The organism is Cupriavidus gilardii, assembly GCF_013314895.1.
Taxonomy (GTDB): Bacteria; Pseudomonadota; Gammaproteobacteria; order Burkholderiales; family Burkholderiaceae; genus Cupriavidus; species Cupriavidus gilardii_C.
Map to the genome: position 1 here is coordinate 48,390 of NZ_JABTYE010000001.1, position 20,618 is coordinate 69,007.

The 20,618-nt window shown below is 67.6% G+C and carries 19 protein-coding genes and 1 tRNA gene; 9 read left to right on the forward strand and 11 right to left on the reverse strand.

All coding sequences use genetic code 11. The features are described from left to right. Positions 1-612: a DUF2946 family protein gene (locus HTY53_RS00220; protein WP_174104398.1), complete on the forward strand. Its 612-nt coding sequence runs from the start codon at positions 1-3 to the stop codon at positions 610-612. Between the two features lie 61 nt (positions 613-673). Here HTY53_RS00220 and HTY53_RS00225 read toward each other — a convergent pair whose 3' ends face one another. Further along, entirely contained in the window at positions 674-2,491 is a 1,818-nt protein-coding gene (locus tag HTY53_RS00225) for a M48 family metalloprotease (RefSeq protein ID WP_174104399.1), read from the reverse strand. Positions 2,492-2,636: 145 nt separating this feature from the next. On the opposite strand from HTY53_RS00225, the gene moaC reads away from it, so the two are divergent. Next, the gene (gene moaC / locus HTY53_RS00230) at positions 2,637-3,113 is read left to right on the forward strand and encodes a cyclic pyranopterin monophosphate synthase MoaC (RefSeq protein ID WP_174104400.1); all 477 of its coding nucleotides are present in this window, start codon (positions 2,637-2,639) and stop codon (positions 3,111-3,113) included. 37 nt (positions 3,114-3,150) lie between these two features. Here moaC and HTY53_RS00235 read toward each other — a convergent pair whose 3' ends face one another. The 9 genes from HTY53_RS00235 to recA form a co-directional block, all read right to left on the reverse strand. Then, positions 3,151-4,107, reverse strand: a complete 957-nt coding sequence (locus HTY53_RS00235) for a hypothetical protein (protein ID WP_174104401.1) — start codon at positions 4,105-4,107, stop codon at positions 3,151-3,153. A gap of 191 nt (positions 4,108-4,298) precedes the next feature. Beyond that, positions 4,299-6,077 (reverse strand): PglL family O-oligosaccharyltransferase, encoded by a 1,779-nt coding sequence (locus tag HTY53_RS00240; RefSeq protein ID WP_174104402.1) that lies wholly within the window; start codon positions 6,075-6,077, stop codon positions 4,299-4,301. Positions 6,078-6,237: 160 nt separating this feature from the next. Next, positions 6,238-6,759 (reverse strand): pilin, encoded by a 522-nt coding sequence (locus HTY53_RS24875; RefSeq protein ID WP_174104403.1) that lies wholly within the window; start codon positions 6,757-6,759, stop codon positions 6,238-6,240. Positions 6,760-6,957: 198 nt separating this feature from the next. Further along, positions 6,958-7,653 (reverse strand): TerC family protein, encoded by a 696-nt coding sequence (locus HTY53_RS00250; protein WP_174104404.1) that lies wholly within the window; start codon positions 7,651-7,653, stop codon positions 6,958-6,960. A 324-nt stretch (positions 7,654-7,977) separates the two neighbouring features. Beyond that, a complete protein-coding gene (gene sucD, locus HTY53_RS00255; protein WP_174104405.1) occupies positions 7,978-8,859 on the reverse strand; it encodes a succinate--CoA ligase subunit alpha in 882 nt (293 codons plus the stop codon). Between the two features lie 73 nt (positions 8,860-8,932). Further along, entirely contained in the window at positions 8,933-10,099 is a 1,167-nt protein-coding gene (sucC, locus tag HTY53_RS00260; RefSeq protein ID WP_149316813.1) for an ADP-forming succinate--CoA ligase subunit beta, read from the reverse strand. A 99-nt stretch (positions 10,100-10,198) separates the two neighbouring features. After that, entirely contained in the window at positions 10,199-10,870 is a 672-nt protein-coding gene (locus tag HTY53_RS00265; RefSeq protein ID WP_174104406.1) for a DUF2889 domain-containing protein, read from the reverse strand. A 234-nt stretch (positions 10,871-11,104) separates the two neighbouring features. Further along, complete coding sequence (recX, locus tag HTY53_RS00270; RefSeq protein ID WP_174104407.1) at positions 11,105-11,572, reverse strand: recombination regulator RecX; 468 nt, start codon at positions 11,570-11,572, stop codon at positions 11,105-11,107. Between the two features lie 215 nt (positions 11,573-11,787). Then, positions 11,788-12,840 (reverse strand): recombinase RecA, encoded by a 1,053-nt coding sequence (gene recA / locus HTY53_RS00275; protein ID WP_174104408.1) that lies wholly within the window; start codon positions 12,838-12,840, stop codon positions 11,788-11,790. A 427-nt stretch (positions 12,841-13,267) separates the two neighbouring features. On the opposite strand from recA, the gene HTY53_RS00280 reads away from it, so the two are divergent. The 5 genes from HTY53_RS00280 to HTY53_RS00300 all read left to right on the forward strand — a co-directional run bounded on the left by HTY53_RS00280 (position 13,268) and on the right by HTY53_RS00300 (position 18,331). Next, a complete protein-coding gene (locus HTY53_RS00280) occupies positions 13,268-13,960 on the forward strand; it encodes a response regulator (protein WP_149316809.1) in 693 nt (230 codons plus the stop codon). 89 nt (positions 13,961-14,049) lie between these two features. Further along, complete coding sequence (locus HTY53_RS00285) at positions 14,050-15,621, forward strand: sensor histidine kinase (RefSeq protein ID WP_174104409.1); 1,572 nt, start codon at positions 14,050-14,052, stop codon at positions 15,619-15,621. Then, complete coding sequence (locus tag HTY53_RS00290; protein WP_174104410.1) at positions 15,618-15,962, forward strand: DUF4212 domain-containing protein; 345 nt, start codon at positions 15,618-15,620, stop codon at positions 15,960-15,962. Before HTY53_RS00285 ends, HTY53_RS00290 begins: the two co-directional genes overlap by 4 nt. 405 nt (positions 15,963-16,367) lie before the next feature. Beyond that, positions 16,368-18,068 (forward strand): MFS transporter, encoded by a 1,701-nt coding sequence (locus HTY53_RS00295; RefSeq protein ID WP_174104411.1) that lies wholly within the window; start codon positions 16,368-16,370, stop codon positions 18,066-18,068. Positions 18,069-18,254: 186 nt separating this feature from the next. Further along, a tRNA-Met gene (locus tag HTY53_RS00300) sits at positions 18,255-18,331 on the forward strand. Between the two features lie 89 nt (positions 18,332-18,420). Here HTY53_RS00300 and HTY53_RS00305 read toward each other — a convergent pair. Next, a complete protein-coding gene (locus tag HTY53_RS00305) occupies positions 18,421-19,377 on the reverse strand; it encodes a helix-turn-helix transcriptional regulator (protein WP_174104412.1) in 957 nt (318 codons plus the stop codon). Between the two features lie 415 nt (positions 19,378-19,792). On the opposite strand from HTY53_RS00305, the gene HTY53_RS00310 reads away from it, so the two are divergent. Beyond that, complete coding sequence (locus HTY53_RS00310) at positions 19,793-19,972, forward strand: hypothetical protein (RefSeq protein ID WP_174104413.1); 180 nt, start codon at positions 19,793-19,795, stop codon at positions 19,970-19,972. 194 nt (positions 19,973-20,166) lie between these two features. Then, positions 20,167-20,604 carry a universal stress protein gene (locus HTY53_RS00315; RefSeq protein ID WP_174104414.1) on the forward strand — a complete coding sequence of 146 codons (438 nt, stop codon included), beginning with the start codon at positions 20,167-20,169 and terminating at the stop codon, positions 20,602-20,604. Positions 20,605-20,618: the final 14 nt, after the last annotated feature.

Here is a 20,618-nt window from a genome sequence, read left to right on the forward strand (position 1 = left end):
ATGGACGAGATCGTCAAGCAGGCGATGGCCCGCTGGCCCAATGTCCCCTACTGCTATGGCTGGCTAGCGCTGGACCGGCGCGGGCAATGGCGCCTGCGCAACGAATACGCGCAGCAGCATGGCCTGTCCGGCGACCCGCTGCGGCATCCCGCACTGGTCGGCTTTATCGAACGCAACTATCTGCGCGACGAGCATGGCGCCTGGTTCTTCCAGAACGGGCCGCAGCGCGTGTTCGTCGAGCTCGCCTATGCGCCCTGGGTCGTGCGGCTGCATCAGCGGCAGTTCCACACCACCTCGCAGCGCGCCTTCGTGCCGCGCTCGTGCCATGCCGACGAGCACGGCAATGTGTTGCTGGCCGGCGAGATCGACGGCGAGGACGGTATCCACGTCGCGCTGCTGCACGACCACGATCTCGACGCGTTCAGCGGCAGTTGCGACTGGCACGGCGAGGCCTGCGGCACGGACCTTGGCGTCTTCCACTTCGACGGCCGCGATCTGCCGATCGAACCGATCGCCGAGGCCGAGGTGCCGCGGCGCTTCGGCTTCGTGCGGCGGCCGCAGCCCCAGCAGGCATCGCAGCAGCAGGCCCCGGAACCGCCGCCGTCCCGCTGACGCGCGTGCGCGAGCGCGAGCGCGGGTGCGCGACCGCGCCGGCCACGCCAGCTGCGGCGCCTCAGTTGGGCATGCCCTTGTTGTCCTGCCGTTCTTCCCGATACTGGCGCTCGAGCTGATGCAGCCGCGCATCGACCTCGGACAGCGTATAGAAGTCGCCATCGCCGGCCTTGCGGGCGATCTGCAGTTGTTCGATGGCGGCCTGATAGGCGCCATCGCGCGCGTATTTCTCGGCCAGCGCCTGATGCTGCTGCACCCGCTTGCCCTGCGCCGCGTAGGCGCGCGCCAACAGTTCCCACCACTCGGCGCGGGCGCCTTCCTCGCGGGTGCGGGAACGCAGGAACGTCACCAGTTCGTCCGAGCGGCCCGCGCCCAGCAGCGTTTCGGCATACGACAGCGCAACCGCGTGCGACAACGGAAAGGTCTTCATCGACGCCAGAGCCTGACGGACGGCGTCCGGCACGCGGCCCTGCGCGCGCGCCAGTTCGATCGCCATCACGTCCAGCATCGGGCTGCCCGACGACGCGCCCGGAATATTGCCGTACAGCCGGCGCGCCTCGGCCAGCGCCTGTTCGGCCTGGACCAGCCGGCCCAGCCGCTGCTCGGCGAAGGCGATGCCATAGTAAAGCGCCGGCACTCGCATCGGCGGCGCGCTCGACAGTTGCGCCTGCAGCGCCGCGCGCGCGTTGTGGATGTCGGTGGGATTGGCTTCCTGCAGGATGCGAGCGCGCGCCCGCGCGAATTCGTATTCCGGGGTACTCGGCACCTTGCGCACCGGAATATGGCTGGCGCGGTCCTGCATGTCGGCGATCCGTTCCGAGGTCAGCGGGTGGGTCCGTACATAGGACGGTACCGAGCTCTCCGAGATGCCGGTGACGCGCTGCAGCCGGCGGAAAAAGTCCGGCATGCCCTGCGGATCGAAGCCCGCCGCCGACAGGATCTGGAAGCCGACCCGGTCGGCCTCGCGCTCGGCGCCGCGCGAGAACGACAGCTGGTTGGCCAGCGCCGCGCCCTGTCCGCCCATCGCCAGCGCGGCGGCGGCGTCAGGGCTGCGGGTCGCCGCCAGCCCGGCGAGCACCATCGAGGCCAGCGCGATCCACATCGACTGGTCCTGGCTGGTGATGCCGCGCGCGATATGCCGCTGTGTGACGTGGCCGATCTCGTGGCCGAGCACCGACGCCAGTTCCGACTCGGTCTCCGACTGCACCAGCAGGCCGGTATGCACGCCGATATAGCCGCCGGGCAGCGCGAACGCGTTGATCGTGCGATCGCGCACGGCGAACAGCTCGAAGCCCGTGGCAAAGGTGCCGCCGCCGGTCGTGCCCGCAAGATTTTGTCGGCGCGCGGCCTGGATCAGCTTGTAGCCCAGCGCGTTCAGATAGTCGGCCAGCAGCGCATCGGTGACGTACTGCGGATCGCGGCGGATATCGCGCATGATGCGGTCGCCCAGCCGCTTCTCCATATCCGGCGACAGCGCCGCGGTCGACGGGTCGCCCATGTCCGGCAGCTGGATGCCGTTGCTCTCGACCACGGGGTTGCCGCTGCGCAGGCCGAAGTCGGACTTCTGCCCGGCCTTCACGCTGCGGTTCAGATTGTCGTAGACCTGATCGCTGGCGTCGCCGGGCAAACCGAGCAGCGGCGGCGCCATCGTCGGCACGGCGGTACCGGCCGGCGCCGATGCGGCCTGGGGCCAGGCCGGGGTGGCGAGCGCAAGCATCAGCAGCGCAGCCAGCGGGCGGCGCAGTACGGCAAGCCGGGACACCCGATGCGGCGCTGCGGGCGTCCGGCGCGAGCCGCTGGCAGCGCGGCGATCGGCGAGCGCAACAGGCTGGGCAACGGGCTGGGCAACGGGCCGGACGACGGGGCGGGAAATCAGCATGTTGCTATGATAGCGGCCTGGCGCGACCGTTCCGCGCCCGGCCCGCCGCTGACCGCGGGCCCGGGCAGCGCCAACTTCCCTGTCCGGCTTTTCCGATTTCCCTCGATCCCCTCCACACTCCGACGCCTACCCTGCGACGCCAACCATGAGCAAGCTCACTCACTTCGATACCGCCGGCCAGGCCCATATGGTGGATGTCGGCGGCAAGGACGCCACCCACCGCGTGGCGATCGCCACCGGCACCATCACGATGGCGCCGGAGACCTTCGCGCTGGTGCGCGACGGCACCGCGAAGAAGGGCGACGTGCTCGGCATCGCCCGCATCGCCGGAATCATGGCCACCAAGCGCACCGCCGACCTGATTCCGCTATGCCATCCGCTGGCGCTGACCAAGGTCGCGCTCGACTTCGCGCTGGACGAGGCGGCCAGTACGGTGCGCTGCACCGTTCGCGCCGAGACGCGGGGCCAGACCGGCGTCGAGATGGAAGCGCTGACCGGCGTGCAGGTCGCGCTGCTGACGATCTACGACATGTGCAAGGCCGCCGACCGCGGCATGGTGATGGGCGATATCCGCCTGCTGGAGAAGCACGGCGGCAAATCGGGGGATTGGGTGGCGCAGTAGGTCCCGGCAGGCCGGCGGGCTCAGGCCGTCCGCTGCGTTAGTGGTACAGGCCGGCGGCGGCGTGGCGCCCGCCCGAGGGCAGATTGGCCGCGGCGAGCAGCGCGTCGGCCAGCAGGTCCTGCCCTTCGGGGCTCAGATGGATGTCATCGAGGTAGGCAACGTTGCGTGCGCGGCGCTCGGCGTCGCGCATGCTGACGATCGGCACCTCGTATTCCTCGCACAGCCGGGAGAAGGCCTGCAGGCCGGCAGGGAGGCCGGCGCCGTCCAGTTCGTCGCGCTCGTAGTGCTGCACCAGCCGGACCTGCACACCGGCGCGCTTTGCCATCACGATCAGTTCGGCCAGATCCCGCAGCGAGGCGGCGCGGTCGGCGTCGGTCGATTCCCGCGGCGGTCCCGACGATTGGTCCAGTCCCAGGTAGGCGGGCAGATAGCGGGTGGCGCCCTCCACCAGCGCCGACAGCGGCGGCTCCGACGGATGGGTGTCCGGCCGCAGCGGCGCGAACGTCGGCACATCGCCATAGTCGGCACCATTGACGACGATGATCGCGGTGTCGGCGTCGAGGAAGCCGAAGCGCCGTGCATAGGCCAGCCAGTTGCCCGGGCCCCAGCTGAACGCCGCCACATTGCCCACCGTCGCCGCCTGCCCGTCCTTGCCCAGCCGTGCCCGCAACTGCTCGGTGGCCAGTCGCCCCTGATCGACCTGCGCGCCGCCGTTGACGACGGAATCGCCGAACACCAGCACGCGCCGCTCGCCGGGGGCGCGCTTCTTCGGCTCGAAGTCTTCCGAGCGCATGCCGAAGCGGTTGACCACATAGCGGTGGCCGAAGCGCTTGACGCGCTGGTTGGGCTTGAGCAGATACTCGATTTCCGGGTCGGTCTGATAGAGCGGCGGATCGCCCAGCCCGAGGCCGGCGCGCGCCAGCACCTCGGTGGTAATGATGGCGATCAGCCCGAGGACAGCCGCCGTCAGGATCCTTCGCTTGCCAGTCCGCATTCGTCTCTCCCGTGTGACACAGGCACCGGGCGAGTCTATGGGCCGGAACTGGCGTGACAAATCGTGCCGACGGATGAAATGCCGCAGACGCGCGCTTCCCCGGAAACGTTAACACTCGCGGCTTGCCGCAGCGCGGCAATCCGCCTTCCGGCTACCGCCCTACCGTGGTATCGGCCTACCGTGGTATCGGCCTACCGTGTAGAGGCCGCCGTGCTACCGGTCTGACGAGGCGCGTCCGTGTCGGCGCGGCGCCGCTGGATCCACTCGCAGAATTCGTTCGGCCGCCTGGCAGCGTCGACGCCGTCGCAATAGCCGGCGACCCGGGCGAACTGCGCCGCTTCGTCGCCGCGATAGTAGTACCGCAGCCGCTCGAGCCATTCGCGGCCCTGTTCGGGCTCCCCATTCAGCGCCAGCAGCCAGGCCCCGCGCGCGATCATCGTGGGGGTGGGCAACAGGTGGATGGCGACGATATGCGGCGGCAGCCAGGCATCGGCGCCGTCGGCGGTCAGCGGAGCCAGTTCGGCGCGGTGCGCCTCAGCGTGCTGGCCGAACCACAGCTTCGGTGCCGGCAATGTGTCGACCCGCGCCGGGCTCGCGTACTCGCGCGCCTCGACGCGGCGGTAGTCGTGCCACATCGTCGCGAGGACCATGGCCGCCGCCAGTCCCACCACCGCCGTCCCGGCCGTGGCTAGCCAGCGCGGCATCCGGTCGACCGTCAGCGCCGCCGGCTCGAGCCACCCCAGCAGGAAACAGAACGGCAACAGGAAATACAGATAGTGCAGCGGATATTCGAGCATCGAATGCGCGCACAGCATGGCCAGCCAGGTCAGCGCCGCCGCGGTACGCGCGCGCTCCGCCGTATCGGCACGCCACAGCCGCGTCCGCACCACGCGCCACAGCCAGGCGGCCAGAAACAGCGCGACACCGGCGGTGCCCACGATCCCGGTCTTGGCCAGCAGGTCCAGCACGGCGTTATGGGCGTGCAGCGACATCTCGACGATGACGCCAAGCCGCGCCATCTGTTCGAACTGCGCCCAGCCGAACTCGCCCCAGCCGACGCCGAACCAGGGATGCGCGACGAACATCGCCCACGCATGCGCCCACAGCGCGCCGCGCGCGGAGATCTGGTCGCCGGCCTGCAATTGCGCCATGGTGTCGAACAGCGACCAGCCGAAGGTCTGCCCCGCGGCCTTGATGGCGGGCTGCAGCAACATCAGCATGGCTACCAGCGCCGCCGCGGCGAAGATCAGCCCGGCTGGAGCGCGCAGGGTCCAGCGTTCGACTGCCGCGAGCTGCTGCGCGGAGCGCGCGAGCCATGCGGCCACCAGCGCGTAGCAGGCGGCCAGACCGACGTGCAGCACGCCGGTGCGCGAGCCCGACAGCACGACGCCGCTTTCGATCAGCGCCACCGCGACGATCCAGGGCAGCGCGCGCAGCTTGCCGCGCGAGGCCAGCCAGACCGACGCCGCCAGCGCCAGCCCATGCACCGTCGCCTGGTGGTTGGGCTGGTTCAGATTTCCCCATAGCCGGCGATTGGCGTCGTAGAAATAGTCGGACACGAGCCCGAAGCTGTCGCCCTCGAGCCGGAACAATTGCACCCATTGCGCGAGCGTGCCGAACAGCCCGGCGGCCACCCAGGCGGTGGCAAACGCGGTCAGCACCGCGTCGGCGTCGAGCGCCCGACGATAGCGGTGGCCGGCCCAGATCGCACCGGTGCCGAGCAGCAACGCGGCCAGCGTCAGGCTGCGGCTGCCGGTCACGTCGGGCTGGCCTGCCAGCGTGGCGCCTGCGCCCAGGGCGATCAGCCACAGGCAGAACGCCGCCACCAGCGGCACGCCGCTGCCGGCCGCGCGCAGCCGGGCCGAGCACAGCACCAGCACGACGAAAGCCAGCGCCGACGCCCACTCGCCGTAGAAGGTGGCCAGCGGCAACGTATGTTTCGAGACCAGCGGCGGCAATGCGACGGCCATGGCCAACAACGGGCACGCCGCTTCCAGCGCAACGTTCCTGCGCAAATTCACATTCGATTCCCAACGAAGGCGAAGCGCCAAAGGGCGTGTCGCCGAGATGATCCCTGCGCAGTCCGGCACGGCGGGCGACGCCGGCTACGACACCGGCCCCGATACCGGACTACGTCCTCGCCTGCGATGTATCGGCCGGCGACTGGCTGTTCCTGAGCACGTACTGCCTGGCCACCGCATTGTCGATCGTGGTGGCGATCTCCCAGCTGACCGAGGTCGCGTTGACCGATGGCCGCAGCGTGATCTCCTTGCCGTCGACGCCGGCGCCGAGCCCGCTGGCGGCCAGCGTCAGCGTGATGACGCCCGGACCGGTGACGCTGGCCTGGGCAATCTCGCGGTTCGGCGCGAACGGCGGAATCGCGGCGGCGGCATGGTCGTCGTTGCACTCGTTGAGCACGCCGCCCGCTTCCTGCGCGCACAGGCTGACTGCCATCTTCAACGGCGCGGCCGCCGTCAATACGCTCGACAGCCTGGCCCGAATTGTATCGTCCCGATATTGCGGTACCGCGATGGCGGCGAGGATGCCGATGATGGCGACCACCACCATCAGCTCGATCAGCGTGAAACCACGATGGGCGCAATGGGCGCAATGGGCGCAATGGCCCCGCGGCGGCCGTGCAGCAACTGACATGGAGCGGCTCCCGAACGATGCGAAGGCCGACAGTATCGAGCCGGCAGAACCCGCTTCGCCGTCCCTTCACAAAATTTGGCATCGAAGCGTGGTTCGTGACCGGGCAGGCGCGCATGAAAAAGCCCGGCAACGCTGCGGGCGTGCCGGGCTTGGTCTGCATGGCCGCGTCCGTCCGAGGGACGGCGGCCGGACGGGACGTCAGGCGGTCTGCGCGCTGCGCTTCTGCATCAGCTTGCCGATCACGACCACCAGGATCGCGCCGACCGCACCGAACACCAGGTGGGCATGCGGCACGTGGACTTCGAACCAGGCGGCGTCGACCGGATCGCTGACCAGCATCTCGCCGGCCAGATAGCCGAGCAGCGCAGCACCGGCGACGATGATCACCGGGAAGCGTTCCATCACCTTCAGCAGCAGCGTGCTGCCGAACACGATCAGCGGAATCGACAGGCCCAGGCCGACGATCAGCAGCAGGAACTGGCTGCCCTCCGGGCCCTTCTGCGCGGCGGCGGCCACCGCCACCACGTTGTCCAGCGACATCACCAGGTCGGCGATCAGAATGGTGCGGATCGCGGCCCAGATATTGTCCTTGGCATCATGGCCTTCCTCGCCATCGCCGCCGGTCAGCAGCTGCACGCCGATATAGACCAGCAGGATCGCGCCGACGATCTTCAGGTAAGGCAGGCTCAGCAGCTTGACGGCGGCGACGGTCAGCACCACGCGCATGATGATCGCGGCGGCGCTGCCCCAGAAGATCGCACGCTTCTGCTGCGCGGGCGGCAGGTTGCGCGAGGCCAGCGCGATCACGACGGCGTTGTCGCCGGACAGCACGATATTGGTCAGGATGATGGATCCCAGTGCGATCCAGAACGTGGTGGATGACAGCAATTCCACTGCGTGGCTCCTCGAAGTCGATATTGGAATTGGAATGAGGGGGTGTCAGGGGCGCCAAGGTCTATCGGCAGTGCAGCGCCCCGAGGGCTCGTCCGCAGCGTGACTGCGGCGTTTCGGATGTCTGACGCCCAAGACATGAAGATGTACCGCAGCAACCTTTCGATTTGATTTCAGCAAATCTGCCAATACATCAGAGAATGATCTATTGGGCGCTCCCGTGGCGCCAAAACGACAATGCCCTCGCGCGAAGCGAGGGCATTGCAGGGGCGCCGCGGCGGAGCGCGGCGCCGGCCGACAGACCGGCAGCGCCGGCGTCGAACCGTATTACAGGATCGACTTCAGCAGACGGCCCATTTCCGACGGGTTCTTGGTGACCTTGATACCGCAGGACTCCATGATCTCCAGCTTGGCCTGCGCCGTGTCGGCACCGCCCGAGATCAGCGCGCCGGCGTGGCCCATGCGCTTGCCCGGAGGCGCGGTCACGCCCGCGATGAAGCCGACCACCGGCTTCTTCATGTTGTCCTTGATCCAGTAGGCGGCATTGGCCTCGTCCGGACCGCCGATCTCGCCGATCATCACGACGGCATCCGTGTCCGGATCGTCGTTGAACATCTTCATCACGTCGATGTGCTTCAGACCGTTGATCGGGTCGCCACCGATGCCGACGGCCGACGACTGGCCCAGGCCCAGCGCGGTCAGCTGGCCCACGGCTTCATAGGTCAGCGTGCCCGAGCGCGACACCACGCCGATGCGGCCCTTCTTGTGGATGTGGCCCGGCATGATGCCGATCTTGATTTCGTCCGGCGTGATCAGGCCCGGGCAGTTCGGTCCGAGCAGCAGCGTCTTCTTGTTTTCGCGGCGCATGCGGTCCTTGACTTCCATCATGTCGCGCACGGGGATGCCTTCGGTGATGCAGACCACCAGATCCAGGTCGGCGTCCACCGCTTCCCAGATCGCGGCAGCGGCGCCTGCGGGCGGGACGTAGATCACCGACACGGTGGCGCCGGTCTGTTCCTTCGCTTCCTTGACGCTGGCGTAGATGGGAATGCCCTCGAAGTCCTCGCCGGCCTTCTTCGGGTTCACGCCGGCAACGAACGCGTTCTTGCCGTTGGCATAGTCGCGGCAGCCACGGGTGTGGAACTGGCCGGTCTTGCCGGTAATACCTTGGGTGATGACCTTGGTGTCTTTGTTGATCAGAATCGACATGCTGTAATCCTTTGCTTGGCTGTCGCGGCGGGCGCACGGCGCCCCACCGCTCGCTTTCGGTTTCGCGTCTGGCTTACTTGCCCGCGGCCGCGGCCACCACCTTCTGGGCCGCTTCTTCCATGGTGTCGGCGGAGATGATCGGCAGGCCCGACTCGGCCAGCATCTTCTTGCCGAGGTCTTCGTTGGTGCCCTTCATGCGGACCACCAGCGGCACGCCCAGCTGCACGGCCTTCGAGGCCGAGATCACGCCTTCGGCGATCACGTCGCAGCGCATGATGCCGCCGAAGATGTTGACCAGGATGGCCTGCACGTTCGGGTTCTTCAGCATCAGCTTGAAGGCCTCGGTCACCTTCTCGGTGGTGGCGCCGCCGCCCACGTCGAGGAAGTTGGCCGGCTCGCCGCCGAACAGCTTGATGGTGTCCATGGTGGCCATCGCCAGGCCGGCGCCGTTGACCAGGCAGCCGATATTGCCGTCGAGCGAGATGTAGGCGAGGTCGAACTTCGAGGCTTCGATTTCAGCCGGATCTTCTTCGTCCAGGTCGCGGTAGGCGACGATTTCCGGGTGGCGGAACAGCGCGTTCGAATCGAAGTTGAACTTGGCGTCGAGCGCGATCACCTTGCCGTCGCCGGTCAGGATCATCGGGTTGATTTCGGCCAGCGAGGCGTCGGTGTCCCAGAACGCCTTGTACAGGCCCTGCAGCGCCTGGCGGGCTTGCGACAGGCTGGCGTCGGGCACGCCGATCTTGCGGGCGATGTCGTCGGCGTCCTTGTCGGTCAGGCCGATCGACGGCTCGATGATCAGCGTATGGATCTTCTCGGGGGTCTGGGCGGCGACTTCCTCGATATCCATGCCGCCTTCGCTCGAGGCCATCAGCGCGACCTTCTGCGACACGCGGTCCACGACCAGGCTGACGTACAGTTCCTTCTTGATGTCCGCGCCTTCTTCGATCAGCAGGCGGTTGACCTTCTTGCCTTCCGGACCGGTCTGGTGCGTGACCAGCTGCATGCCGAGGATGTTGCTGGCGTAGGTCTTGACCTCGTCCAGGCTCTTGGCCACCTTGACGCCGCCACCCTTGCCGCGACCGCCGGCGTGAATCTGCGCCTTGACGACCCACACCGGGCCGCCGAGCTGTTCGGCCGCCTTCAGCGCTTCTTCGACCGAGAATGCGGGGATACCGCGCGGAACCGGCACATTGTATTTGCGCAGGATTTCCTTGCCTTGGTACTCATGGATATTCATGCGTGTTTCCTTTCGGGTAGGCGTAAATGGGTAGAAAAGCCGGGTAGTAAAGCGTGGTGATAAAGCGGGAGAGATCGAGATCTCGGCGATCCCGGGACCTCACCCGGAGGTTCCGGTGGACCTGCGCGAGGCGACGCCGTCGTCGTCGGGGATCGCCTGCGGTGACTGCGGCGTCGAGGCCGGGGGCGCATCGGCCCTGGCTCTCGGTTTCGGCTGGTGTCCGTACCAGCGCGGATAAAACTGGCGAACCACTTCCCCTTCGAAGTGCAGCGCATGGCAGCCATGCAGCTGATAGGGGGGTTCGGGATTGCTGTCGTCGCTGGCGCCGTCGCGAATCTTGAAGACGTCGCCAGCAAAGGCCTGGATTGCCGTCGTCGGCAGGATTCCGGCCAGTTCGGTCAGATGGGTGCAGCCGGCCACGCCGCCCAGGCGCTCGCGCACGGCCTTGCGGAACCCCTTCATCAGGTTCAGGCCGATCAGCTTGCGGTAGGCGGGGCCGATGGTGTCGCAGTGGTCCGGATACGGAACCCAGTCGGAACAGGCTTCGGCGTCGACCACGTTCATGCGCAGGTCGATGGTCACGCGCAGCCACAGGTCGTGCAGCGGCTGGCCAACCGGCCGAACGCCGCCGCCGGCGAGCGGAATGTCGCGGGGCTTGGTGTCGGTGAGCCGGGCCTCGATGTCCCACAGGCCGTCTTCGCGGAGATACGCCTCGGCCGTGATGGCGCGACGATGACGCAGAGCGCGATTGACGGGGGCGGAAAGCGGCATGGCACCAGGCTGTGACAAGGGAAGGCGCGGCGGAACCGGCGCCTGAAGACGATTTGCTGCGGGCGCACGAATTCGCGCCGCGCTTGCGGAAAACTCGTGGAGTTTAACATGCCGAACCGCATTGGCCGGGAATACCCGGATGCGTGCAGTGTTGAGCCGGATTGTCGGCGCGGCTCGTCGGTCCGCCGCGGCGCCTGCATCACAACTCACGCGCCGACCGATTTCGCCAGGCGTTCACTCGGCCTCCTCGCCGGGCGGCAGATCGGCGTCGCGGATCACGCGGCTGATCGCCGCCTGGGAGAACCCGCGCGCCGTCAGGAAGCGCAGCTGTTTGGCCTTCTCCTCCGGCGTGGCCGGCGCGACGCCGAAGCGCTTACGCCAGACCTCGCGTGCTCGTTCCAGCTCGGTGGCGCGCAGCTGCTGCTGCAGGTCGGCCAGCTGTTCGCTGTCGAGCTGATGCGTGCGCGCTTCCTGCATGACGCGGGAAGCGCCGTAGCGGCTCGCGCGCCGGTGCACCAGGCTCTCGGCAAAGCGCGCGTTCGACAGCCAGTTCTCCCGCTCGAGCGCATCGAGCAGGCGCTCCAGTTCCTCGGGCGACTCGGCATGGGGCGCGAGCTTGCGGGCCAGCTCCGCGCGGCTATGCTCGCGGCGCGACAGATAGCCGACCGCGCGCGCTTTGAGGGATAGCGGGGGACGGGGCATGAAGAGGGCTTGAGGCTTAGCGCAGTGCGCGGGGCGCGCTCCCTCTCCCGCTCGCGGGAGAGGGGTTGGGGGAGAGGGCAAGCAGCGCCTGGCATGCCATCGCGCTTTGAAACCACCCCCTCTCCCCGGCCCTCTCCCCCGGAGGGGGCGAGGGACAACACCGCAGGGAGCGTCACGCAGCGGGAATGAGGCGACCTGCGGGGCAAACCCCCGGTTTACTCTTCCGCCAGCGCGGGCGTGCCGTTCATCGGCACCACGCCGAGGGCGGCGCGGACCTTGTTCTCGATCTCCTTGGCGATGTCGGGATTCTCGCGCAGGAATTCGCGCGCATTGTCCTTGCCCTGGCCGATCTTCTCGCCGTTGTAGCTGTACCATGCGCCCGACTTCTCGACGATCTTGGCGTCCACGCCGAGGTCGATGATCTCGCCCTGCCGCGAAATGCCCTGGCCGTACAGGATGTCGAAGAAGGCCTCGCGGAACGGCGGCGACACCTTGTTCTTGACCACCTTCACCTTGGTCTCGTTGCCGATCACGTCGTCGCCCTTCTTGATCGAGCCGATGCGGCGGATATCCAGGCGGACCGACGCGTAGAACTTCAGCGCGTTGCCGCCGGTCGTGGTTTCCGGCGAGCCGAACATCACGCCGATCTTCATGCGGATCTGGTTGATGAAGATCACCAGGCAGTTGGTGCGCTTGATGGTGCCGGTCAGCTTGCGCAGTGCCTGGCTCATCAGGCGGGCCTGCAGGCCCGGCAGCGCGTCGCCCATCTCGCCTTCGATTTCGGCCCGGGGCACCAGCGCCGCCACCGAGTCGATCACGATCAGGTCGACCGAGCCCGAGCGCACCAGCGCGTCGGTGATTTCCAGCGCCTGCTCGCCGGTGTCCGGCTGCGAGATCAGCAGATCGCTGACGCTGACGCCCAGCTTGCTGGCGTAATTGACGTCCAGCGCATGCTCCGCGTCGATAAATGCGCAGGTGCCGCCCAGCTTCTGCATCTCGGCGACCACCTGCAGCGTCAGCGTGGTCTTGCCCGACGATTCCGGGCCGTAGATCTCGACGACCCGGCCGCGCGGCAGCCCGCCGACGCCCAGCGCGATGTCCAGGCCCAGCGAGCCGGTCGACACCACCTGGATGTCCTGCTCGACCTCGCCATCGCCCATCCGCATGATCGAGCCCTTGCCGAACTGCTTCTCGATCTGGGCCAGCGCGGCGGCCAGCGCCTTCTGCTTCTCGGCGCTTACGCCAGCTGCCTTCTTGCCGTCATCCATGGTCGTCCTTCCGTCAATGGTGTATAAATAGGCCGCATGCGGCGCGCCGCCTGCTGTCCGATGCCGATATTGTGCGGCAACTCGTTGTGCAGACCCACGCGCCCGACCCGCGTCACCCCGGCGGTCTGCATCGTCGGAGCGCGCTGCGGCAACGCATTCTAGAGGCGGAGCATGGCAGCCGTGTATCAGCATCGGCTCAAAAATGCGGCCGAGTTGGGCAACGGTACTGCCTGACGAACCGGCGCGATCTCGAACGCGTGGCTCGGTTGCGATCCAGCCCCTTGCGCCCGCCTGGAATCAGCGGGTACTGTATAAAAAAACAGTATGCTTGGCAAGCCCCATTTCATCCCATAGTGCGCATGACTATCGGACGGACACGGGGAGCGGCGCGGGCCAGCACCCGCCTGCCAAGCCAGGGGAGACCACCATGCGCATTCTGATTGCCGAAGACGACGACGTGCTGGCCGACGGCCTGACCCGTTCGCTGCGCCATTCCGGCTATGCCGTCGATCATGTCGCCAATGGCATGGAAGCCGATTCGGCGCTGTCCACGCAGGCCTACGACCTGGTGATTCTCGATCTCGGCCTGCCCCGCATGCCGGGCCTCGAAGTCCTGAAGCGGCTGCGCGCCCGCGGCGCGATGGTGCCGGTGCTGATCCTGACCGCCGCCGACAGCGTCGACGAACGCGTCAAGGGCCTGGACCTCGGCGCCGACGACTATATGGCCAAGCCCTTTGCGCTGTCCGAACTGGAGGCGCGCGTGCGCGCGCTGGTGCGGCGCGGCACCGGCGGCGGCGCCACGCTGATGCGGCACGGACCGCTCGCGTTCGACCAGGTGGGCCGCATCGCCTATCTGAACGACCAGATGCTGGACCTGTCGGCCCGCGAGGTCGGCCTGCTGGAGATCCTGCTGACGCGCTCCGGCCGGCTGGTGTCGAAGGAGCAGCTGGTCGACCATCTGTGCGAATGGGGCGAGGAGGTCAGCAACAACGCGATCGAGGTCTACGTGCACCGGCTGCGCAAGAAGATCGAGGTCGGCGGCATCCGCATCGCCACCGTGCGCGGGCTCGGCTATTGCCTGGAGAAATTCCAGCCGGCCCCGGCCGCGGCGCACTCCTGATTGCTGCCGACGACAGCGCCGCCGCGGTTCGCCCTGCCCCCTGCCCGGCCCCCCGGCCGCCCTGACACCAAGCGCCCACGCCTTCTCGCATGTATTTGCTGCGCCTGCCCTGGAAACGCCCGTCGCCGGCGCTGACCGACGCACGCCGCCGCGCCGCCGCCGCGGCCAGCGCCGAGGACGAGGTCAGCGACGAGATGCTGGCCGACGCCCTGCCCCATCTCGAGGACGACGCCGCGCACACGTCGCCGCGCTCGCTGTTCGGCGAGATCCTCGACTGGATGCTGGCGCCGCTGCTGCTGCTGTGGCCGCTGAGCATCGCGGTGACCTATCTGGTCGCCAAGTCGATCGCCAACGGGCCCTACGATCGCGCGCTCGAATCGAGCGCGATCGTGCTGTCGCAGCAGGTGCGCGAGGTCAACGGCGGCGTGACGCTGCAGCTGCCGCTGTCGGCGCGCGAGATCCTGCGCGCCGACGAGACCGACGCGGTCTACTACCAGGTGGTCGGCACGCGCGGCGAGCTGGTGGCGGGCGACCGCGACCTGCCGCTGCCAGTCGAGGAGGACCGCGGCCACGCCGGGCTGGTGTCGCTGCGCGACGACCAGGTGGCCGGCAACGATGTACGCGTGGCGTACACCTATGTCGAGATGCCGGCTGTGCCGGGCGGCCACCCAGTGCTGGTGCAGGTCGCCGAGACGCTGGACAAGCGCGCGCGCCTGGCCAACGAGATCATCAAGGGCGTGATCCTGCCGCAGTTCGTGATCCTGCCGCTGGCGGTGCTGCTGGTGTGGTTCGGGCTATCGCGCGGGCTGGCCCCGCTGACCGCGATCCAGCAGCGCATTCGCGCGCGCAATCCCGGCGACACCAGCCCGATCGACGAACAGGCCGCGCCGCAGGAGATCACGCCGCTGGTCGCCTCGTTCAACGAACTGCTCGAGCGGCTCGATCAATCGGTGCAGACGCAGAAGCGCTTCATCGCCGATGCCGCGCATCAGATGAAGACGCCGCTGGCCGGGCTGCGCATGCAGGCCGAGCTCGCCCAGCGTGAGCAATCGCCCGAAGAACTGCGCAGGTCGCTGGCGCAGATCGCCGGCAGCTCGCAACGCACCGCGCATCTGGTCACGCAGCTGCTGTCGCTGGCACGCATGGAGAACTTTGCCGGCAGCGGCAATATGGCGCCGCTCGATCTGACCGCGCTCGCGCGCGAGGTGGTCAAGGACTGGCTGCCGCAGGCCTGGGCCAAGCGCATCGATCTGGGCCTCGATGCGTCGGACCACCCGGTGATGGTGCAGGGCAATCGCCTGATGCTGACCGAGATGCTGAACAATCTGCTCGACAACGCGATCCGCTATACGCCCGCCGGCGGCCACGCCACCGTGCGGGTCAGCGCCGATCCGTTCGAGCCGTTCGCCTATCTGGACGTCGAGGACACCGGCCCGGGAATTCCGCCGGCCGAGCGGCCGCGCGTGATGGAGCGCTTCTACCGCGTGCTGGGCACCAGTACCGAGGGCAGCGGCCTGGGCCTGGCGATCGTGCGCGAGATCGTGCAGCAGCATGGCGGCGACGTCGCCATCGAGGATCACGTCTACCAGCAGCAGCCGCGGCTGGCCGGCGCGCGGCTGCGCGTCACGTTGCGTCGTCCGTCGTCCGCGGAGGCGGCATGAGCGCCCCCGATCCCGTTCGGCTCGCCCGCCTGCAGCGCGCCGCGGCCGCCTGGCGCACCAATCTGCGCTGGACCGCGGTGCTGCTCGCGCTGTGGTTTGCCGGCACCTTCGGCGTCAGCTGGTTTGCGCGCGAGCTGCGCTTCGACTTCTTCGGCTGGCCCTTCTCGTTCTGGGCCGGCGCGCAGGGGCTGCTGATCCTGTACGTGCTGATGGCCGCGGCCTATGCCTGGCGCATGAACCGGGCCGATCGCGAGGTTGGCGAGCCGGCGGACGAGGCGGGGGACGAGCCGAGGAACGATGGCGGACATGCCGACGACGGCGATGCAGCGCGGCACCGCTGAACGCCGCGGCCGCGCTGGCCAGCCCGCTCACCAACCTGCTCACCAACCTGCTCACCAACCTGCTCGGCGCCCTGCTCGGCCCTGCGCACCGCCCGCAGCACCGCCTGCAGCATCGCCTGCAATCCGGCCTGCAACACCGCCTGCAGCCCTGCTCGCCGTGTCATCCCGCTCCGCGGCATCGTGCATCGCAGCATTGCCAGCGCCAACGAAAAGCGGGCTCCAGCGCCGCGCGACGCTAGCGTATACCCCGAGCAATATCGACCCCTGGGCACCCTGTCCTGTCAGAACGCCGTAAGTTTCGCCTCCCAGAATCCACACACATTCGACGGCCCGCGCCGGAACGCGGCGTGGCCGCCTGCCTTGCGCGGCCGTGCGAAGGACCCCTGAACAGTAGGAGGAGACAAAATGGCTAATGCCCCAAATGTCGCGGTGCCGGGAGGCAGCGCGCAGAACACCCCGATGACGGCCGAGGAGAGGAAAGTCATCATCGCCTCGTCGCTCGGCACGGTATTCGAGTGGTACGACTTTTATCTGTACGGTTCGCTGGCGGCGATCATCGCCAAGCAGTTCTTCGCCGGCCTGGATCCGACCTCGGCCTTCATCTTCGCTCTGCTCGCCTTCGCCGCCGGCTTCATCGTGCGGCCGTTCGGGGCGTTGGTGTTCGGTCGCCTCGGCGACATGATCGGACGTAAATACACGTTCCTCGTGACGATCCTGATCATGGGCGTCTCGACCTTCATCGTCGGCCTGCTGCCCAGTTATGCCACCATCGGCTGGGCCGCGCCGATCATCCTGATCGCGTTGCGGATGCTGCAAGGTCTTGCGCTCGGCGGCGAGTACGGCGGCGCGGCCACCTATGTGGCCGAGCACGCGCCACACGGCAAGCGCGGTTCGTACACCTCGTGGATCCAGACCACCGCCACGATGGGCCTGTTCATGTCGCTGATCGTGATCCTGATCTGCCGTCAGCTGACCGGCCCGGACTTCGAGGTCTGGGGCTGGCGCATCCCGTTCCTGCTGTCGATCGTGCTGCTCGGCGTCTCGGTCTACATCCGGCTGTCGATGGCCGAATCGCCGGCGTTCCAGCGCATGAAGTCGGAGGGCAAGACCTCGAAGGCACCGCTGACCGAATCGTTCGGCCAGTGGCGCAACCTGAAGATCGTGATCCTGGCGCTGGTCGGCCTGACCGCCGGCCAGGCGGTGGTCTGGTACACCGGCCAGTTCTATGCGCTGTTCTTCCTGACGCAGGTGCTGAAGGTCGACGCCAAGACCGCCAACCTGCTGATCGCCGGCGCGCTGGTGATCGGCACGCCGTTCTTCGTGTTCTTCGGCGTGCTGTCCGACAAGATCGGCCGCAAGTGGATCATCATGGCCGGCTGCGCGCTGGCGATGCTGACCTACTTCCCGCTGTTCAAGGCGCTGACCCACTACGCCAACCCGGCGCTCGAGCGCGCCCAGCAGTCGGCGCAGATCGTCGTCACCGCCGATCCCAACCAGTGCTCGTTCCAGGGCAGCCCGATCGCGCGCGAGATCGACTTCCGCAGTTCCTGCGACATCGCCAAGCGCACGCTGGCGCAGTCGTCGGCCAGCTACGAAGTCGTCGAGGCGCCGGCCGGGACCACCGCCACCGTCAAGATCGGCGACCGCGAGATCCAGTCCTTCAACGCCGCGCTGGTGCCGCAGGGCCATAGCTTCGAACCGGAAAGCAAGGCCAGGATCGACGCCTTCAAGAAGGAAGTCGCCGCGGCGATGTCCGCGGCCGGCTATCCGACCAAGGCCGATCCCGCCGAGATGAACACGGTGATGGTGCTGGTGATCCTGGTGATCCTGGTGATCTACGTGACCATGGTCTACGGTCCGATCGCCGCGATGCTGGTCGAGCTGTTCCCGACCCGCATCCGCTACACCTCGATGTCCCTGCCGTACCACATCGGCAACGGCTGGTTCGGCGGCATGCTGCCCACCATCTCGTTCGCGCTGGTCGCGCAGAACGGCAACATCTATTACGGCCTGTGGTACCCGATCGTGATTGCCGGCATCACGCTGGTGATCGGCTCGCTGTTCATCCGCGAGACCAAGGACGTGGATATCTACGCGAACGACTGATATCCGACCCGCGCCACGCCGGCTTCGGTGCCGGCGGCGCAACCGGCGGACCGCGAGGGCCGCGAGGGCCGCCGGTTTTTTTCGCTTCGCTGCCGGGACCGAGCAGCGGCCGGGCGAGCCGGATGCAAGGGGCCGCACAAAAGTGTTGACAGCGATCGAACGGCCCGTATAATGGCGGTCTTCGTCGGCGAATTAGCTCAGTCGGTTAGAGCGACGGAATCATAATCCGCAGGTCCGGGGTTCGAGTCCCTGATTCGCCACCAGTATTTCGAAGGGGTCAGCGCAAGCTGACCCCTTTTTGTTTTGGCGCCCCGGCTTGCCGCCGGGCGAGCGCCTCCCCTCGGTTCCGGCCTCAGTTGCGACAATAAGTCCGCGCCATCGTCTTGACCTCATGCGCGAGCAGGCGCCGCAGCGTGACCGGCTCCAGCACCTCGACCTGCGGGCCGAACGAGCGCAGCCAGCGCACCAGCCAATCGGCCATTTCCACCGTGCAGCGAACCACCAGCGAACCGTCCGGGCGGATCTCCTCGGTCTGATCGGCCGACATCGGCGCGTCGCGCACGATGTCGCCGCAGCCCTTGGCAAAGCGGACCGCCAGCTTGATATTCCCGTCCGAGTGCAGCCCGAATTCGGCCGCCTCTTCCACGTAGTCGCCCAGGCAGAAGTGGTCGGGATAGATGAAGCGTTCCTTCAGCGCGTGTGCCGCGTGGACCCGGTCCAGGCGCAGGCATTGCGGCACCAGCTCCTCGCCTTCCAACGCGACCAGGTAGACCAGCCCGGCCTTCTCGACCACGCCGAGCGGCATCAGCACGCGCTTGCGCTCGGGCTCGAAGCGCGGCCGATAAACGACCTCCACGCAGCGCTCCTCGAATACCGCAGTCAGTATCGGCAACAGGACGGTCTCGCGCAGCCGCGGCGGCACCAGCGGCGAACTGCGCTCGACCACCGACAGCTTGCGATGCCAGGCGATTCGCCCGGCGCCGCTCTCGCGGCCGCGCCGCCGCAATTGCGACTCGGCGGCGTCGAACAATGGCCGCAGCAGTGTCGCCATCACCGAAGTGATCTGGCGACCGGCGAAGCGCTTGAGCACCAGCAGCGCCAGTGCCTCCTCGTCGCTGAGCCAGGTGTCGGGGTTGTCCAGTACGCGGCCGGTGCATTCGGCGCGGCGCCACATCAGGCCGCGCCCTTCCGCGCGGCATTCCGCGGAGCCGTCGGCGACCAGCAGCACCAGGCGCTGCTGCAGCACATCGGCGGGCGGCACGGCCACGCCGAGGGCGGCAAGGCCGCGCGCGACCTCGTCGGCGCTCATCCACCGCCGGGGGCCACCGTCGTCAAGCAGGACGGAAAGAATGGAAACGTCGAGTTGCGAATCGAACTGGAGGGCCATAAAGCGCGATCAGAAGTTGGTCATGCGTGGGGAGAGCGAAGCCTATCAAGCGGAGCGTCCGGAAATGAAGGAAATGGACAGGGAACGACGGTTCCCGGCAAGCACTTCGGCCCTCCGATTCGAAAGTGCGAGCAACAGCCTATGCGATGCCCGCCGGCACGCGGAGTAGGCAGCGCCCACGCCGGGACCGCACAAGCGTCCGCATAGTTAAAAACTTTGAATAACTGATACGAGGCAGCGTCGCGTCGCCTCCGTGATGTGAGCCTATTCTTCTCACATCGGCTGACGACATCCCCGTGCAAAACGATTCTCAAAAATTCAACAACTGGAGAAAATCATGAAGATCACGACCGCCCGCCTCGTTCTAAGCGCCGCCATCGCCGGTACCGCGCTGCTGTCGCTGAACAGCGTGTTCGCCGCGCCGGTACGCGGATCGCATGCCGGCGACGACTATGGCTACAGCTTCCGCGCGGTGGACCGCTTCGGATCGGCGCCCGTGTCGGCAGTGGCTGGTTGACCACCTATACCGGACGACTGATGGCCCAGTAAGTGCCGCATCAGGCATGAATGCCTGCCGCGCGCCGCGTTTTTGACGTGAATCATGGCGAGATCGCCGCCTAGCTGCCATCATGAATTCAGTCAGGCACGGCGCCGCCGACCCGCCTGGCCGTCCACAACGCCTGCAAGGCCCGTGATAGGAGAACCCTCGCCATGACCCAACTCGTGCTCGCCACCGACGGCTCCGCCTTCAGCGACGCCGCCGCCCGCTTTATCGTCGATGGGAAGTTGCTGCAGGGCGACCTCACCGTGCACGTGGTGCACGTCGCGCCCGAGGTTACCGGCCAGGTGCGCGCCTTCGTCAGCAAGGACGCGATCGATGACTGGCACCGGGAAGAAAGTGAGAAGGCGATGCGCCCGGTTTGCGACATTCTGGCCGCGGCGCAAGTGCGCGTGGAAAAGCATGCGCTGAGCGGCTTTCCGCCCGACCGTATCGTCGGGCTGGCCAAATCGATCCATGCCGATGCGATCGTGATCGGCACCCATGGCCGCGGATCGTTCTTCGATGCGGTGCTCGGCTCGGTTGCAGGGCGCGTGGTGGCCCATGCGTCGTGCCCGGTGATTCTGGTGAAGGCGCCCGACAAGGCCTGATACCCGGCCGGTCA

Bases quoted from the DNA above. Each gene is read 5' to 3' on its own strand.
- HTY53_RS00280 (WP_149316809.1), top strand. From the start codon at position 13,268: ATGCGCATTCTGATTGCCGAAGACGACGACGTGCTGGCCGACGGCCTG.
- HTY53_RS24875 (WP_174104403.1), bottom strand. From the start codon at position 6,759: ATGTCAGTTGCTGCACGGCCGCCGCGGGGCCATTGCGCCCATTGCGCC.
- HTY53_RS00315 (WP_174104414.1), top strand. From the start codon at position 20,167: ATGACCCAACTCGTGCTCGCCACCGACGGCTCCGCCTTCAGCGACGCC.
- HTY53_RS00225 (WP_174104399.1), bottom strand. From the start codon at position 2,491: ATGCTGATTTCCCGCCCCGTCGTCCGGCCCGTTGCCCAGCCCGTTGCC.
- HTY53_RS00295 (WP_174104411.1), top strand. From the start codon at position 16,368: ATGGCTAATGCCCCAAATGTCGCGGTGCCGGGAGGCAGCGCGCAGAAC.
- recX (WP_174104407.1), bottom strand. From the start codon at position 11,572: ATGCCCCGTCCCCCGCTATCCCTCAAAGCGCGCGCGGTCGGCTATCTG.
- sucD (WP_174104405.1), bottom strand. From the start codon at position 8,859: ATGTCGATTCTGATCAACAAAGACACCAAGGTCATCACCCAAGGTATT.
- HTY53_RS00310 (WP_174104413.1), top strand. From the start codon at position 19,793: ATGAAGATCACGACCGCCCGCCTCGTTCTAAGCGCCGCCATCGCCGGT.
- HTY53_RS00290 (WP_174104410.1), top strand. From the start codon at position 15,618: ATGAGCGCCCCCGATCCCGTTCGGCTCGCCCGCCTGCAGCGCGCCGCG.
- HTY53_RS00235 (WP_174104401.1), bottom strand. From the start codon at position 4,107: ATGCGGACTGGCAAGCGAAGGATCCTGACGGCGGCTGTCCTCGGGCTG.
- HTY53_RS00220 (WP_174104398.1), top strand. From the start codon at position 1: ATGGACGAGATCGTCAAGCAGGCGATGGCCCGCTGGCCCAATGTCCCC.
- HTY53_RS00305 (WP_174104412.1), bottom strand. From the start codon at position 19,377: ATGAGCGCCGACGAGGTCGCGCGCGGCCTTGCCGCCCTCGGCGTGGCC.
- sucC (WP_149316813.1), bottom strand. From the start codon at position 10,099: ATGAATATCCATGAGTACCAAGGCAAGGAAATCCTGCGCAAATACAAT.
- HTY53_RS00265 (WP_174104406.1), bottom strand. From the start codon at position 10,870: ATGCCGCTTTCCGCCCCCGTCAATCGCGCTCTGCGTCATCGTCGCGCC.
- HTY53_RS00240 (WP_174104402.1), bottom strand. From the start codon at position 6,077: ATGGCCGTCGCATTGCCGCCGCTGGTCTCGAAACATACGTTGCCGCTG.
- HTY53_RS00285 (WP_174104409.1), top strand. From the start codon at position 14,050: ATGTATTTGCTGCGCCTGCCCTGGAAACGCCCGTCGCCGGCGCTGACC.
- recA (WP_174104408.1), bottom strand. From the start codon at position 12,840: ATGGATGACGGCAAGAAGGCAGCTGGCGTAAGCGCCGAGAAGCAGAAG.
- moaC (WP_174104400.1), top strand. From the start codon at position 2,637: ATGAGCAAGCTCACTCACTTCGATACCGCCGGCCAGGCCCATATGGTG.